The sequence below is a fragment of the Phycicoccus duodecadis genome (assembly GCF_002846495.1).
Classification (GTDB): Bacteria; Actinomycetota; Actinomycetes; order Actinomycetales; family Dermatophilaceae; genus Phycicoccus; species Phycicoccus duodecadis.
On sequence record NZ_PJNE01000001.1, the window covers coordinates 1,630,164 to 1,645,988 of the forward strand.

A 15,825-nucleotide genomic window follows, 5' to 3' on the forward strand; every position below is an offset into this window, starting at 1 on the left:
GTGCCGCGCGACGGCGCCGGCGTCAGAGGCGGACGACCATCTTGCCGGTGTTCTCGCCCTTGAGGACCCCCAGGAAGGCGTCGACCGCGTGCTCGATGCCGTCGGCGAAGGTCTCGCGCGAGGTGAGCGTGCCGTCGGCCAGCCAGCCGGCGGCGCGCTCGGCGTACTCGCCGGCCAGGTCGTAGTGGTCGCCGACCAGGAAGCCCTGGATGAGGCCGCGGGTCTGGATGAGGCGCGCCAGGTTGCGCGGGCCGGGCGTGGGCTCGGTGTCGTTGTAGACCGAGATCATCCCGCAGACCGCGATGCGGCCGCCGAGGTTCAGCGAGCCCACGGCCGCCTCGAGGTGCTCGCCACCCACGTTGTCGAAGTACACGTCGATGCCGTCGGGCGCGGCCTCGCGCAGCTGCTTCGCGACCGGCCCGTCCTTGTAGCTGAAGGCCGCGTCGAAGCCCAGGTCCTCGACCAGGTGGCGCACCTTCTCGGCCGAGCCGGCGCTGCCGATGACCCGGCTCGCGCCGAGCGCCTTGGCCAGCTGGCCCACGGCGCCCCCCACGGCCCCGGCTGCCCCGGAGACGAACACGACGTCGCCCTCCTTCAGCGACGCGATGCGGGTGAGGCCGGCGTAGGCGGTGAGCCCGGTCATCCCGAGGATGCCCAGGTAGGCCGACGCCGGGGCGCGGTCGACGTCGACGACCCGCGCGCTCGTGGCGTCGACGACCGCCACCTCGCGCCAGCCCAGCGCGTGCAGGACGTGGTCCCCGACGGCGAACCCGTCGGCCCGCGACTCCTCGACGACCCCGACCGCTCCGCCACCCATGGCCTCACCGACCGCGAAGGGGGCGGCGTAGGACTTGGCCGCGCTCATCCGGCCGCGCATGTAGGGGTCGACCGACATCACGGCGTTGCGCACCCGCAGCTGCCCGTCGGCGAGCGCGGGGACGTCGCTGGTGGCCAGCTCGAAGTCGTCGGGCGTCGGCCAGCCCACGGGTCGCGCGGCGAGGCGTACCTCTCGCGGGGCGGCCGAGGGGGTGGCGCTGGTGGTGTCGGTCATGACGACCTTCCTGTCGACGGATGGGCAACAGGTAGGTCCAACGACGACGGCCGTGCAGGTATGCCGTGCGCTGCTCCCCAGGGGCCGCTCAGCCGCCGGCGCGCGCCGCCTTCTCGGCCCGGAGGCGCTCGACCCGCCGCTGCCGCTCGCGCAGCAGCTTCTGCTGGGGGTCGTCGGCGGTGCCGAGCTGCGCCGGCCCGAAGACGCTGGTCGCGAGGTACCGGAACCGCCACCCGATGCGGTACCCGATCGAGAGCCCTTCGACGTCCGCACGTGCCACAGTGACCCACTCCATTTGATTAGTGCCCTAAGTGTTGTGGCACGAACCTATCCCTGGTCGCCCTAGAATGGAAATCGTGACGACCCAGCTCGCCCCCGAACCCGGCCCGGCCGCCGGGGACCTGCTCGCCCTCGACCGTCAGGTCTGTTTCGCGCTCGCCGTGGCCTCGCGCAACGTCATCGCCCTCTACCGGCCGCTGCTCCACCCCATGGGCCTCACCCACCCGCAGTACCTCGTGATGCTCGCGCTGTGGGAGCAGGCCCCGCTGCGGGTGTCCGAGATCGCCGAGCGGCTCAGCCTCGAGCCCGCCACGCTCTCGCCCCTCCTCAAGCGCCTCGAGACCGCAGGGCACGTGCGCCGCGACCGCGACCCCCGCGACGAGCGGGTGGTGGCGGTGTCGCTCACCCCCGCCGGCCGTCGCCTGCGTCGCCGGGCCGAGCGCATCCCGCCCGCGGTCCTGGCGCGGCTCGGCATGGACATCGGCGACCTCGAGGACATCCGCGACCGGCTGACCGGCCTGATCGACGCGACCCGCAACGCCACCTGAACGGCCGCGGGACGGATTTCGCGGCGCCGCCGCACCGCCGCTATCCTGGCCGCCGAAAGGGAGTAGTCCCCAATCGCCGTGTCGACACACTGACCCCCGGGTCCGGTGCGGTGGGCCACCTTCGGTGGCGGACGAGACTTTCGGCCAGCTCACGACCGCCCTTCGAGGACGTGTCCGGCCGAGACGTCCTCCCCAGGATCCTCGCCGGCCGCGAGGAGACCATCACATGAACGCCTTCCTGATCAGCACGGCCGTCATCTTCGTGGCCGAGCTCGGCGACAAGAGCCAGCTCATGGCCATGACGTTCGCGACGCGCTACCGGGTGCGCGACGTCCTCGTCGGCATCACCGCCGCCACCGCCGTCGTGCACCTGCTCTCGGTGGGTATCGGGGCGCTGGTGGGCACCGCCTTCTCGCAGTACCAAGGGGCGATCTCGATCGTGGCGGGCGTGGCCTTCCTGGTCTTCGCCGCGTGGACGCTGCGCGGCGACGAGCTCACCGAGGACGAGGCGGACAAGGCGCGCCGCAGCACCGGCGCCGCGCTGCTGGCCGTCGGCGGCGCGTTCTTCCTGGCGGAGCTCGGCGACAAGACGATGCTGGCCACCATCACCCTGGCCACCCGCGAGGGCTGGCTCGGTACCTGGATCGGCAGCACCGTCGGGATGGTCGCGGCCGACGCGCTCGCCATCGGCGTGGGGGCCGTCCTGGGCCGCACGTTGCCCGAGAAGGCCATCAAGTACGGTGCCGCGGCGGCCTTCGTCGTGTTCGGCCTGCTCCTGATCGCCGAGGGTCTCGGCGCGTTCTGAGACCACTAGGGTCGCGGGATGGACGACAGCCCCGCCGGCTCCACGACGCCCGAGCCGCCCCCAGCGCCCGGCGAGCGGACCGGGGCCACGCCCGCCCCGCCGGGCGACGACCTGGTCAGCACGGAGCACACCCTCGGCGACGGCCGCGGGGCACTGACCTACACGGCGACCACCGGGCGGGTCGTGCTGCGCGAGGAGGTGTCGACCGACGGCACCTTCACCGGGTGGCAGCCGAAGGCCGAGGTCTTCCTCACTTCCTACGTCGTGGAGGCACCGGACGAGCGGCCGCGGCCGGTGGTGTTCGCCTTCAACGGCGGCCCCGGGTCGAGCTCGGTGTGGCTGCACCTGGGGCTGCTCGGGCCGCGGCGCGTCGTCTCCGGTGACGTGGGCGGCCTCCAGGCCCCGCCGTACGGGCTCGCCGACAACCTCGACACCCTCCTCACCGTCGCCGACCTGGTCTTCGTCGACCCGGTCTCGACCGGGTACTCGCGGGCGGTCGAGGGCGGCAAGGCCGGGCCCTTCCACGGGTTCACCGGTGACGTCGAGAGCGTCGCCGAGGTCATCCGGCTGTGGACGACCCGCAACGGCCGCTGGCTGTCGCCGAAGTTCCTCGCCGGCGAGTCGTACGGCACGGTGCGGGCGGCCGCGGTGGCCGAGCACCTCCAGACCCGGCGCGGGATGTACCTCAACGGCGTCGTGCTGGTCTCGAGCGTCCTCGACCTGGGCTCGATCGGGCTGCACGAACCCGAGGACCGCGGCCACGTCGGCTACCTGCCCACCTACGCGGCCATCGCGCACCACCACGGCCGGCACGGCGACCGGCCGCTGGCCGATGTGCTGGCCGAGGCCGAGGCGTACGCCGAGCGCGACTACCCGTGGGTCCTCTCGCGCGGGGACCGGCTGAGCGCCGGCGAGCGCGGCGACGCCGTCGCCACGATCGCCCGACTCACCGGGCTGAGCGAGGAGTACGTCGACCTCAGCGACCTGCGCATCGAGCACCTGCACTTCTTCGCCGAGCTGCTGCGGCGCGAGCGCAAGGTCGTCGGCCGCATCGACGGCCGGTTCGCGGGGCCGGCCGGCAACCCGGTGGCCGAGGTGATGGATGCCGACCCGAGCATGGACGCCATCACCGGGCCGTACGTCGCGGCCTGGAACCACTACGTGCGCACCGAGCTCGGCTACGAGAGCGACCTGCCCTACGAGCAGCTCTCCACGGCCGCGCACGAGGAGTGGTCGTACAAGGAGTTCGAGGGACGGCCGGTGGACGTGACCGGGCGGCTGGCCCGGGCCATGCGGACCAACCCCGACCTCAAGGTGCACGTGGCGTACGGCTGGCACGACGGCGCCACGCCGTACTTCGCCGCTCGCGAGACGTTCTCGCGCCTCGGGCTGCCGCCGGAGCTGGCCGCCAACATCGAGCACCACTCCTACCCGGCGGGTCACATGATGTACGTGCACGAGCCCACCCGGGTGCGGCAGAGCGCCGACCTCGCCGACTTCGTCCGGCGGGCCAGCGGCGGCTGACCGGCGGGGCGGCGCCGCCGTCGGCGGGCCCGGAGCCTCCGGGGCGTCCGGGCCCGCCGGGTCAGCGGACCGGGCTCAGCTCGAGGTCGAGCGAGATGTCGCTCGAGCTCGGCTGGTCCTGGTGGACCTCGACCGACACCACGTTGCGACCCGGGACCAACGCAGTGGCCGGGACGTCGACGGTGCGCCAGAGGTTCTCCTCGCTCCCGGCGATGTAGCGCAGCGCGCGGGTGTCGTAGGCGACGGGGCCGGTCGGCAGGTTGAAGCGGTAGACCTCGGTGCCGTTGACGTAGACGACTGCGGCGTCGTCGACCAGGAGGCGCATCCGCAGGGCCGTGATGCCGGCCGTCGTGGGCCCGACGTCGACGACCGTGCGCCCGTACGCCGTGGTCGGGCGCGGGTTGGTGGCCCAGGTGAGCACCGTGCGCTCGTCGCCGTCACCGAACCCCCACTGGCTGGCACCGAGCTGCCACCGGGAGTCGTCGTACGACGGCGCCGTCCAAGCGGTCCCGAGATCGGCGCCGGTGCCGTTCATCCGCCACGCGTCTCCGCTGAGGAGCAGGGTGCGGGTGCGCACCATGAGCGCGGTGCCGGGCGCACTGGCGCCGTTGCCGTTGGCCGCCGTCACCGTGTAGGAGTACGTGACGTCGGCCGACAGGCCGGTGTCGGTGAGCGAGGTGCCCGCCGTGGTGCCGACGGGCGCGCCGTCACGGAGCACGGTGTACGAGTCGGCGCCGGCGGACGCCTGCCACGACAGCCCCGCCGTCGTGGACGTGACGCCGGAGGCCGTCAGGCCGGTGGGGGCGGGCGGCGGCGCGGCCGGGACCGCGGTGGTGGTGACCGTGGTGACGGGGCCGGGCGCGCTGGGGCCGGCCGCGTTGGAGGCGACCAGCGAGTAGTCGTAGGCGGTGGCCGGGGTGAGCCCGGTGTCGAGGTAGGCGGTGGAGGCCGTGGCGGCGACCGGCCGGCCGTCGCGCAGGACGGTGTAGCCGGTGGCGCCGGCGACGGCCGTCCATCCGAGCTGGACGCTCGTGGCCCCCACGGTGCCCACGACCGGCGCACCGGGGGTGGGGGGCGGGGTGGGGGCGGCCGGGGTGGTGGCCGTGACGGTGGCGCTGGGCGCACTCGCACCGGTGGAGTTGGTGGCGATGACCCGGTACCCGTAGCTGGTGGACGGCACGAGACCGCTGTCGGAGAACGCAGTCGAGGCCACGGTGGCGACGGTGACGCCGTCGCGCTGCACCAGGTAGCCGGTGGCCCCGGCGGACCCGGCCCAGGACACCTCGACCGAGGTCGCGGACGAGGGCGTGGCGGTGACCCCGGTGGGTGCGGCCGGCGCCGTGGGAGCCGATGAGGTGTACTCGACGCGGGCCGCGTAGCTGACGTCGCTCGAGGTGGTCGAGGAGTTGTGCACCTCGACGGCGAGCACGTTGGCGCCCTGCACGAGCCGCCCCGCCGGGATGGCGTAGGAGGACCAGTCCATCTCGTCGGTGCCCCCGATGCCGTTGACCGCCAGTGAGGTGTCGCCGATCGCGCCTGTGGGCATGTTCTCGCGGACCAGCTCGGTGCCGTTGAGGTAGGCGACCGCACCGTCGTCGAGGAGCAGCCGGAGGCGGGGGTTGCCGACCGACGCGAGGGACGGGACGGTGAACGCCGTGCGGAAGTAGTGGGTGACCCCCAGCGGGCTGATCACGACGTCCTCGTCGCCGTCGCCGTAGCCCAGCTCACCGGCACCGGTCGACCACGCCGTGTCGGAGTACGCGGTGGTGGTCCAGGCCCCCGCGGGCGCGGTGCCGGTGGACCAGAACCGCACCGGGGTGCCGGACCCGACGAACAGCGACCGTGCCGACTCGGTGGTGAGGAGCGGCGCGGACGCGGCGGGGCCGGTGTTGCCGGAGGTGTCGACCGCCGCGACGGTGTAGCGGTAGGGGGTCCCGGGCAGCACGGTGCGGTCGCGGTAGAAGGTCTTGTTGGCCTGCCCGATCGCCACGCCGTCGCGCAGCACGACGTAGTGGGAGACGGCGACGTCGTCGGCGGCCGGGTTCCAGGTGAGGCTGACCTCGTCGGACAGGGTGGCCGGGGCCCGTACCGAGGTGGGGGCGGTGGGCGGGGAGCCGTCGGCCGGGTCGGGGGTGACCGCGAAGGCGGCGTAGCGGCGGACCGTCGCGCCGTCCACGGTCTCGAAGTGGCCGCCGAGCGCCAGGCGGGAGCCGTCGAGCGTCATCGCCCAGACCCCGGACCAGCCGACCACCCGGGCGTCGATGTCGGGGAGCACGGCGCCACTGCGGGCGTCGAGGGCGACGACACCGGCACGTGGCGACCCGGCGAACGCGGTGTCGAAGTGGCCTCCGGCGAAGAGCTTGCCGTCGCGCAGCTCGAGGGTCTGCACGTCGCCGTCGGTGCCCGCCCACCAGCGCTCGAAACCGGTGGCGCGGTCGAGGGCGGTGACGCGGCCGCCGGGGCCCCCGACCGACAGGTAGACGAGGTCGTCGGTGACGACGGTCTCGAAGACGTAGCAGGGGTTGGTGAGGTCGTTGCAGGAGGACTTCGGCACCCACCCCGTGACCGCGCCCCCACTGACGTCGACCGCCCCGACGTAGGGCCGGCCCGCCCCGGACAGCGTCGTGAAGGTGCCCCCGAGGAAGGCCGTGCCACCGTCCGGGGACAGGGTGAAGGACCGGATGCCGCTGTTGGCCCGCGGGTTCCAGGCGCCGACGGTCCCGGTGGCCGCGGTGACCACCGCCCCCCGGCTGCGGCTCTGCCCCGCGACCCGGGCGAAGGACCCGACCAGGTAGAGGTTGCCGCCCACCACCTGGAGGTCGCGGACCTCGCCGTCGGTGTCGGCCCGGAAGGACCCCACGGCCCCGCCGGCCAGCGCGACCACGGCCAGGTTGGCCCGGGAGATGCCCCCGACGGCCGAGAACGCGCCGCCCACGTACACGGAGGCGCCGTCGGAGGTGAGCTCGAGGGCCCGGACGGTGCCCGTGACCGAGGGTGCCCAGGCGAGCAGCGCCCCGGTGCTGACGCTGACCGCCGCGAGCCCGTTGCGCCGCTGCACGGTGGCGCCGTCGGGCGAGCGCATCCAGGTGAAGTCACCACCCAGGAGCATGGTGTCGCCGGCGCGGACCAGGGCGTAGACGTGCCCGTTGTCGGGGCGCCACGAGGGAAGGACGGTGCCGTCGTCGATGGCCGCACGCGCGACCCCGGGGACGACGACGGCCGAGACAGCGGCGAGCACCGCCGAGAGGATGGTCAGAACCACTCGACGGTGCTCGCTCATGGTCGTCAGCCGATCAGGACGCTGAGGACGGGTTGCCCGCTGGGCGCTTCACTGGTGTCGAACTCGGCGTTGTCGTTGCCGCCTCCGACGATCGCGATCGTGACGTCCTGCCCGGCGTACGCGGCCAGGGCGCCGGCGTCGAGCGTGACTGTCGTGCTCCCGTCGACCCCGATGCCGGTGAAGGACCCCAGGACCGTGGCCGAGACCGCCGGTGCGGTGTCGTAGGTCATCGTGGCCTCGGACCAGCTGGAGTCGGTGACCAGCATCAGCTGCTGCGGGTCGACGCTCGAGGCCCACGAGTTCGCGGTCGTGGAGAGGGTCAGTGTCGCGGTCTGCAGTGAGGTCCCGGCGGGGACGGCGGGCACCCGGAACTTCAGGTACGACGTCTGCGGCGACGTGCCGCCCTTGCTGCGCATGACCCAGCTGTTGCCGGCCGTGGCCGTGGGGCTGGCCGCGTTGACCCAGGTGTCCTCGGTGGGGACGAGGTTGGACGTCGTCGGCGGCGGCGGGGGCGGCGGCGCGATGGTCGCCGCGACCGCATCGGACGCCGCGCTGACGTTGCCCGTGGGGTCGACGGCCGCCACCCGGTAGTAGTACGTCCCGGTCGCCTGGTTCGGGTCGGCGGCCGAGAGGGCCGTCGTCCGGGTGAGCAGCGAAGCGGCGTCGGCCGTGAAGTCGGCCGAGGTGCCCTTGTACACGCGGTACTCGGCGACGGCGTCGTTGTCGGTCGAGGCCTGCCACGTCAGGCTGACGTCCTGCCCGCTGACCGAGGTCGTGAGACCGGCCGGCACCGACGGCGCCTGGCTGTCGACCACCGGCGCGTCGGCCAGGGTGGCGTGCCGGGCGACCTGGGCCGCCGGCATCGGGTAGGTGTACAGCGCGAACTGGTCGATGGTGCCGGAGAACCAGTCGCTCGCGGGGCGCGAGGCCCAGCCGCTGAGGTTGTCGCCGCCGATGCGCCAGTAGCCGTTCCAGCGCACGATGGCGTTGTTGGTGGGGTCGGCCGCCACCTGGCTGCCGTCGACGTACAGCTTGGTGCCAGCGAGCGAGTCGATGGTGGCCACCACGTGGTGCCACTGGCCGTTGTTGAGGCCCGCGGCGGAGCTCAAGTAGCGGCGGGGCTCGCCGCTGCCGAAGACGACCTTGCCGTCGTTGGTCATGTAGACCGCCCGGTCGGTGCTGCTCGAGGTGCCCGTGGTGGTCTTGGAGTTGCCGAAACCGGCGAGGCGGCCCCCCGACGTGGTCGTGGTCTTGAACCACAGCTCGACGCTCGCCTGCTTCTTGGCCCACTCGTTGGTCTGGTCGACGATGGCACCGCCGCTGGCGCCGCTGAGGGTGACCGCCTGGCCGAGGTTGGGCACCCCAGGCCGGTTCAGAGTGACCCCGGAGCCGACCGTCATGGTCCGCCCCGTGACGACGTCGCGGACCGTGCTGCCGGACGTCTCGTCGAGGGGGTAGAAGAGGCGGGCGGCGTCGAGGCGCTGCACGTCGGCGGGAGCCGGGACGGCGGACGCGACGGTGACGGTGCTCGCGGCCGACTGCAGGCCGACGTTGCCGTCAGGGTCGACCCCGCGCACCGTGTAGGTGTGCGTGGAGCCGGCCAGCACGGCGGTGTCGGTGAACGACATCCAGCCCGGGAACCAGGGCTTGGTCTCGGTGGTGACCGAGTAGACCGGCGCGGCGGTGTTGCCGTCGCGGATGACCTGGTAGGTCACCATCCGGCTGTCACGGTCCTCGCTGGTCGACCAGTTGACCGTGGCCCGGCCCGGCGTGGAGCTGGAGACGATGGGCGCGCCGGGACGCTGGGGCGCCTGCTGCACGCCGCCGGCGTCCTTGTAGGCGAAGCGGGTCAGACCCTGCTGCCGCTGGTTGTCGTTGACGAGGGTGAACTCGCCGCCGACCCAGAGGATGTCGTTGCCGACGGTGGCCATCTCCCGCGGGCCGTTGCCGTCGTCGGTCTGCGGGGTCCAGTTGAGCAGCTGGAAGTTGCCGTTGCTGGTGGGGACCTCGGCGCGCAGCTTGTAGCGACGCGAGGTCTCGGGGTCGGTGCTCTGGTACTGCTCCGGGAACCCGTCGACCATCTGGCCGCAGTTGTGCGAGTGCGACCCGGCGTAGACGACCCCGCGCAGCACGGCGATGGAGTGCGAGGCACCGAGACAGTTGTCGAAGTTCTTGCGCAGCCCCGTGGCGGGGTCGTAGACGTCGACGCCCTCGTTGATCGAGCCGCTGGCCTCGCCGGCGACGTAGATCAGGCCGTTGAAGACCTCGATGTCCTCGACCCACGCGGCGGAGTTGAAGTTGTTGGTGTCGTTGAACGAGACGCGCACCCCGGTGACCGGGTCGACGGCCGCGAGGCGCCGCGGGCCGGTGCCGTTGATGGTGTTGAAGTTGCCGCCCACGACGAGCTTGGAGCCGTCGGGGGTGAGCTTCATCTTGCGGACCGTGCTGTCGGCGGCCGGGGCGAACGGGAGGGTGTCGCCGGTGGTGCGGTTGAACGCGGCCAGGCGGGTGCGCACCGTGCTGTCGGACAGCTTGGTGAAGCTGCCGCCGACGTAGACGGTGCTGTCGCTGGCCGTGACCGACATGACGCGGCCGTACATCCCGACCTTGTAGCCGCCGGCGAGGTTGCCGGTGGCGGTGTCGAAGGCGGCCAGGCCGAGGCGCCACTGGCCGTTGACCTTGGTGAAGTCACCACCGAGGTAGAGCGTCTTGCCGTCGGGCGTGACGTCCATGTCCCAGACCGTGCCGCACTCGCGGGTGGTGCTGGTGACCTTGGGGCAGTTGGCGTCGGTGCTCGTCGACACGGTGCCCGAGACGATCGGGTTCCAGGGGAGCAGGTCCCCGGTGCGGGCGTCGAAGGCCGCGACGAAGCGACGCGCCACCTCCTGCGTGCCCGGTGCGGCACCCGGGGGGCGCACCGCGGTGAAGCTGCCGCCCACGTAGGCGACGTTGCCGACGACCTGGATGGCCCAGACCGTGCCGTTGGTCTGCCAGGTGGAGAGCGGGGTGGCGGTGAGCGTCTCGATCCCGGCGTCCAGGGCGGGTGCCTGGGCCGGGAGCGTGATGACCATCGATGCGGCCGCGAGCAGCACGCATGCGAGACGACGGATCATCGGGATCCTCCTACGGGGATGTTCCCGACGACTGCCGGGGAGTGGTGGCGCACGGCGGGCGGACGTGCCCGGTCGTGCTCGCGGGGCGCGGCGAGAGGCGCCCCACGGTGGCTGCCCGGCACGTGCGCCGGGAGCTGGTCGGTGGTCGCCGGGGCGACGGGGAGGTGGGCCTCGACCGCGGCGGGCAGCCCGGTGAGGTCGCGGTAGAGCGCGTCGAGCCGCTGGGCACCGGCCGACCAGTCGTGGGCCAGCCGGGCGCGCAGGACGACGGCCGCGCGGGCCGCCGTCTCGGCGAGCTCGGCGCGGGCCTCGACGGCGCCGGTGAGGGCCGCGGCCAGGGCCGCGGGGTCCTCGGGCCGCACGAACGTGGCGGGCGTGCCGGCCAGGGCCTGGCGCATCCCGCCGACGTCGGTGGCGACGACCGGGGCACCCATGGCCGCGGCCTCGAGCACCCCGAGCGACATGCCCTCGTAGCGCGACGGGGCGACGACGACGTCGGCCGCGGCGCACCACAGCAGCACGTCGCGGCGCGAGGCCGGGATGACGACCGTGGTGCCGGGCGGCAGCTGGTCGACCAGGGCCGGCGCGCCCTTCAGCGCGCCCACCAGCACGAGCACTCCGGGGCGGCCGGCACGCGCCCAGGCCTCGAACAGGACGTCCTGGCCCTTCTGGTGGCTGAGTCGCGCCGCGCAGACCACGACCGGGTCGCGGTGGGCGACACCCAGCGCGTCGCGGGCGGCGGCGCGGTCGGAGGGCGGGAGGTCGCGCGGGTCGATGACGTTGCCGAGCACCTCGGAGCGGGTGGCCTCGACCCCCGCATCGACGCCCTCGACGGCCTCGTCGTCGCCGCACAGCAGCAGCGCGTCGGTGCGCCCCACCGCCAGCCGCTCCCAGGACCGCGCGGCGCGGGAGACGACGCCCTCGGCGCCGTGCCAGCTCCAGGCGTGGGGGGTGAAGACGGTGGGTACGTCGAGCCGCAGCAGCCGCCCGGCGAGGCCGGCCTTGCTGCTGTGCAGGTGTACGAGGTCGGGGCGCTCGCGCCGCACGACCGCCGACAGCGCCCGCGCCTCGGCCACGGCGGAGCGGCCCGGGGAACGGGTCGCGTCCCAGCGGGTCCAGCGCCCGCCGGCCTCCCGCGCGGTGTACGGGAGGTCACCGCCGAGCGGGCTGGCGACGACGACGTCCCAGCCGCGCTCGGCGAGCATGCGCGTGTACCCCGTGACGGCCACCGCGACGCCGGCCGTGACCGGCTGCGACACGTGCAGGACCCGGGGGGCCCGGTCGGACGGCATCACATGGCACCCCGGCCCCAGAGCACGGCGGGGATGGTGAGGAGGAGGATCCGCAGGTCGAAGACCAGGCCGCGGCGGCGCACGTACTCGAGGTCGAGCTCGAGCCGTTCGTCGGCGGTGGTCGTGGACCGCCCGGAGATCTGCCACAGCCCGGTGATGCCCGGGGCCACCCGTAGCCGCTCGTCGCCGGCCGCGCCGAGCGCCTCGACCTCGGCCGCGATGAGCGGACGTGGGCCGACGAGCGACATCTGGCCGGTGACCACGTTGAGGAGCTGGGGCAGCTCGTCGACGGAGGTCTTCCGGAGGAAGGAGCCCAGGCGCGTGATGCGCGGGTCGTGCGCGATCTTCACGAACGGGCCCGCGTCGTAGACGTTGCCGGCGGCGGACAGCTCACGGAGGCGGGCCTCCGCGTCGCTGACCATCGTGCGGAACTTCCACATACGGAAAGACCGCCCGTGCTCGCCGACCCGGGTGTGCCGGAAGAAGACCGGCCCGCTGGAGTCGAGCTTGATGAGGACCGCCACCACCACGAAGGGGACAGCGAGCATCACCAACGCCACGGAGGCGAAGAGAACGTCGAGGATCCGTTTGGCCACGCGTTCGAGACGCGGTGCCACCGGAAGTGGACGTGCTGCGACCGGGTATGCCGGCCGCGAAACGAGGTCGTCGATAAACGCCACGATGAGCTCCCCCTGCAAGAGCGAAGTCGCGGAAAAGGCCATAGTGACCGAGGCCCACGCCATTGCGCAACTGGCCGAACGGGCCATGTGGACGACGCGCGGGACTCGGGCCCGAACGGCCCTGAAGCTGTCGGTTCTCAGGACAGCCGGAGGGCGCTCGTGATACACCCGGGGCGAGGTCGGTCACGAAGGTGCATGAAAACCTCTGCCGGGCAGGGTATTCCATCCGCCGCGGAACGCCGCTGCGAAGAGTGGGCGCGCCTCAGGAGAGGAGCCGCAGGGCGAGATCCTCGCCCTCGCCGACCATCCGCCGGGCGTGCGCCAGGTCATCGCCGTTGCGTTGCCTCACAGGAGAGGCGAGGTTCTCGGCGAGCAGCCGCAGGGTCAGGTGCCGGACCAGGACGGCCACGTGGGGGTGCCCCGACGTGGGCACCGACCCCTCGATGCGCCGCAGCGCCACCGCGCGGTCGGCCGGGTCGGTGAGCGTCGACCACAGCCGCACGTGGTCGGTCCAGCGGGGATGCCCGCCCAGGAACTCCCAGTCGATGACGAGCACGTCGGCCCCGTCGGCGAGGACGTTGCGGCGGTAGAGGTCGCCGTGGCCCGGCACCCGGTCGGCGAGCCCCGCGGCCGCCGCTCGTGCCGCCCGGAACCTCGGGATCGGCAGTCCGCCGGCCACCGAGCGCACGACCCGCACGGCCAGCGTCCGACGGTCGGCCCGCCAGGTCGAGGGCGCCTCGGCCGGCAGCGGCGCGGGGCAGGCGGCGATGCGGTCGGCGGCGTCGAGAGCGGCGCCCACGGCCTCGGCCCCCCGGCACGAGGTACCCGGCGCGCGGGCCCCCACCAGCCACGAGCCGTCCGGCGCGGCGCCGTGCACCGCGGGCACCGGCACGCCGGCGGCCGTGGCCCAGCGTCGGCCGTCGACCTCGAGCCGGACCAGGCGCCGCCCGGCCTCGGAGGCGGCGAGGTCGACGACGAGGGTGTCGTCGACCCACCGGCGCACGGGGCGGGGGGGCCCCGGCTTCACGGCCTCGGACAGGGCGTCGGGATCGGCACCGGCGGCCCGGACCGCGGCGCGCACCGGCTCAGGGAGCATCCGGGCAGACCCGTGACGCGACACAGCGCAGGGCGGCCCAGGCGGGCTTGCGCGAGCCGTCGGCCCGCAGCAGCCCGAAGCCGTCCTGGTGCACGTCGCCGAGCGCGGTGTCGCGGGCGGTGTACCAGAACCAGCCCTTCACCTGGGGGTACCGGCGCGCGACGATGCGCACGGAGTCGTAGAGGAAGCGCGCCTGCTCGGCCTCACTCACCCCCAGGGCCCAGACGGGCGCGTCGGCGGCGTTCTCGTGGCTCGACCAGCCCACCTCGGTGAGCCAGATGGGCACCTTCGCCTCGCCGTGGGCGCGCATGACGACCACGAGCTCGTCGAGGTTGAGGAAGCGGTAGCGCGTGCCGTCGGCGGCCGTGCCGGGCGAGAGGTCGCCGGGGCTCGGGTAGGGGTGCACGGCCATCACGTCGTAGGAGCCCTTGGCGCCGGCGGCGTACAGCTGCTCGACCCAGTCGATGTCGACGTACTCGAGCCCGCCGACGACGACCGGGGCGTCGGGGTCGGCGATCTTCACGGCCGGGTAGGCGGCCCTGAGCAGCGAGGCGTAGGCCCGGGCGTCGGGCGGGTTCCAGAACCGCTTGCCGTTGGGCTCGTTCCAGATCTCGTAGGCGTCGACGTCGGCACCCCAGCGCTCGGCCATCCAGCGGAGGGCGCGGGCGAAGGCGTGCGGGTCGGGATGCGCGGCCTTGCCGCCGCCGTCGGTGGCCCACGGGGGCGCCCAGTAGACCTCGAGCAGCACCTTCAGGCCCTGGGCCCGGGCGATCCGGATGGCCTCGTCGACCCGCGGCACCCCCCATCCCATGTCCCAGCGGTTCGGGCCGTCCGGCTGGAGGGAGGCCCAAGCGACGTCGAGGCGCACCCAGCCGGCGCCGGTCGCCGCCACGCCTTCGGCCATCTGCTCGCGGTCGGCGGTCTGCACCCCGTCGAAGAGCGCGGTGTACTGCACGCCGATGACGGGCGGCGTGCCGTCGATGGGGCGCATCGGCCCGCTGCTGGTCGGGCCGGACGTGATGCGGGTACCTCCGGTGCCGGTGACCGAGACCACGCCCGCGACGCCGAGCACCACGGCCAGCGCGACGGCGATGGCGGCCACGTGACGGTGCCTCACGAGGCGGGCACGCGGACCCGGGTCACGGGAACCCGGTCGACCGCGGCGGGCAGTCCCTCGGTGGTCGCGAGGAGCGCCGTACCGGCGGTGTCGTAGGCGATCGCCTCGCCCTGCCGGCTCTCGGGCAGCGCCACCCGGCGCGGCGTCCCGCCGACCAGCGCCTCCGCGATGTCGCCGTCGGGGACGTCGTACTCCCACGCGGCGGCATACGTGCGCAGCACGACGAACACGCCCGAGCGTGCGACCGCCGCGCCCGTGACGAGCCGCGCGGCCGTGCCTCCGGCGCCCGTGGGGTCGACGTCGACCGTGCCGCGCCGCACGAGCGGGATGGTGGCGCCGTCGACCAGTGGCGTGTCGGTGGCGAAGACCGTCGCGGGACCGAACCCGACCTTCGTGACGACGACGGCCCGGCCGTCACTACCGATGAGGACCGCCTCGGCGTCGTAGGTGCCGCTCGGGTAGTCGAGCACGACGCGCCGCACGTCGTCGGTGCCCGGCACCCAGCCCACGAGCTGCACCCCGGAGCGCGAGGCCCGGTTGCCCCCGACATCGGCCAGCCAGAGGCGCCCCTCGGGCCCGAGCACCAGGTCCTCGACGTCGGAGAGCACGACGCCCCTCTTCTTGAGGACCGGGGCCAGGTCGAAGGTGGCGGCGACGCGGCACCGGTCGTCGAGCCGGTAGACCACGGCTCCGCGGTCGTCGACCACCCAGAGCTGGTCGTCGGTGACGGCCATGCCGCTGATGCCGCCCAGCCGCGCGTCGGTGACCGAGCACAGCGGGGCGCCCGCGCCGTAGGTGGTGCGCACGACCGTGGCGGGGTCGGCGGCGCCGCTGGTGAGGCCCACGTCCACGAGGACACCGACGGCGACGAGCAGCGCCACGGCAGCGGCGACGGCGACGCGCATCTGGATCTCCTCGACGGACGGGCCACGCCGACCGGGCCGGACGGCCGGGGCTGGCGACGAAAGGGCCATCGTCCACGAAACGAACAACGGCGCAGACGGCAGGCCCTACCGTGTCATCGTAACGACCTGCCGACG

Annotated in this window: 12 protein-coding genes; 3 read left to right on the forward strand and 9 right to left on the reverse strand. The window is 73.8% G+C overall.

What is annotated here, in order from left to right; translation table 11 throughout:
• Positions 1–22 precede the first annotated feature (22 nt).
• Positions 23–1,051, reverse strand: coding sequence for an NADP-dependent oxidoreductase (locus ATL31_RS07545; protein WP_101395230.1), 1,029 nt, complete (start codon positions 1,049–1,051; stop codon positions 23–25).
• Between the two features lie 88 nt (positions 1,052–1,139).
• The gene (locus tag ATL31_RS07550) at positions 1,140–1,331 is read right to left on the reverse strand and encodes a hypothetical protein (protein ID WP_170062492.1); all 192 of its coding nucleotides are present in this window, start codon (positions 1,329–1,331) and stop codon (positions 1,140–1,142) included.
• A 76-nt stretch (positions 1,332–1,407) separates the two neighbouring features.
• Between ATL31_RS07550 and ATL31_RS07555 the strand changes: the two genes are divergently transcribed.
• The 3 genes from ATL31_RS07555 (at position 1,408) to ATL31_RS07565 (ending at position 4,207) form a co-directional block, all read left to right on the forward strand.
• Positions 1,408–1,878, forward strand: coding sequence for a MarR family winged helix-turn-helix transcriptional regulator (locus tag ATL31_RS07555; RefSeq protein WP_245862048.1), 471 nt, complete (start codon positions 1,408–1,410; stop codon positions 1,876–1,878).
• Between the two features lie 226 nt (positions 1,879–2,104).
• The gene (locus ATL31_RS07560) at positions 2,105–2,683 is read left to right on the forward strand and encodes a TMEM165/GDT1 family protein (RefSeq protein WP_101395233.1); all 579 of its coding nucleotides are present in this window, start codon (positions 2,105–2,107) and stop codon (positions 2,681–2,683) included.
• An 18-nt stretch (positions 2,684–2,701) separates the two neighbouring features.
• Complete coding sequence (locus ATL31_RS07565; protein WP_143598355.1) at positions 2,702–4,207, forward strand: S10 family peptidase; 1,506 nt, start codon at positions 2,702–2,704, stop codon at positions 4,205–4,207.
• Positions 4,208–4,268: 61 nt separating this feature from the next.
• Here the strand turns inward: ATL31_RS07565 and ATL31_RS17085 are convergent, their stop codons facing one another.
• The 7 genes from ATL31_RS17085 to ATL31_RS07600 form a co-directional block, all read right to left on the reverse strand.
• On the reverse strand, positions 4,269–7,487 hold the full coding sequence (locus ATL31_RS17085) for a fibronectin type III domain-containing protein (RefSeq protein ID WP_143598356.1): 3,219 nt from the start codon (positions 7,485–7,487) through the stop codon (positions 4,269–4,271).
• Positions 7,488–7,492: 5 nt separating this feature from the next.
• Positions 7,493–10,600, reverse strand: a complete 3,108-nt coding sequence (locus tag ATL31_RS07575; RefSeq protein WP_101395235.1) for a LamG-like jellyroll fold domain-containing protein — start codon at positions 10,598–10,600, stop codon at positions 7,493–7,495.
• Positions 10,597–11,892: a glycosyltransferase gene (locus ATL31_RS07580; RefSeq protein WP_143598357.1), complete on the reverse strand. Its 1,296-nt coding sequence runs from the start codon at positions 11,890–11,892 to the stop codon at positions 10,597–10,599. Before ATL31_RS07580 ends, ATL31_RS07575 begins: the two co-directional genes overlap by 4 nt.
• Positions 11,892–12,488, reverse strand: a complete 597-nt coding sequence (locus ATL31_RS07585) for a sugar transferase (RefSeq protein ID WP_158239805.1) — start codon at positions 12,486–12,488, stop codon at positions 11,892–11,894. Before ATL31_RS07585 ends, ATL31_RS07580 begins: the two co-directional genes overlap by 1 nt.
• A gap of 346 nt (positions 12,489–12,834) precedes the next feature.
• Positions 12,835–13,668 (reverse strand): phosphotransferase, encoded by an 834-nt coding sequence (locus tag ATL31_RS07590; protein WP_101395238.1) that lies wholly within the window; start codon positions 13,666–13,668, stop codon positions 12,835–12,837.
• Entirely contained in the window at positions 13,658–14,770 is a 1,113-nt protein-coding gene (locus ATL31_RS07595; protein ID WP_101395239.1) for a cellulase family glycosylhydrolase, read from the reverse strand. Before ATL31_RS07595 ends, ATL31_RS07590 begins: the two co-directional genes overlap by 11 nt.
• A gap of 11 nt (positions 14,771–14,781) precedes the next feature.
• Positions 14,782–15,690, reverse strand: coding sequence for an SdiA-regulated/phytase-like domain-containing protein (locus ATL31_RS07600; protein WP_101395240.1), 909 nt, complete (start codon positions 15,688–15,690; stop codon positions 14,782–14,784).
• Positions 15,691–15,825: the final 135 nt, after the last annotated feature.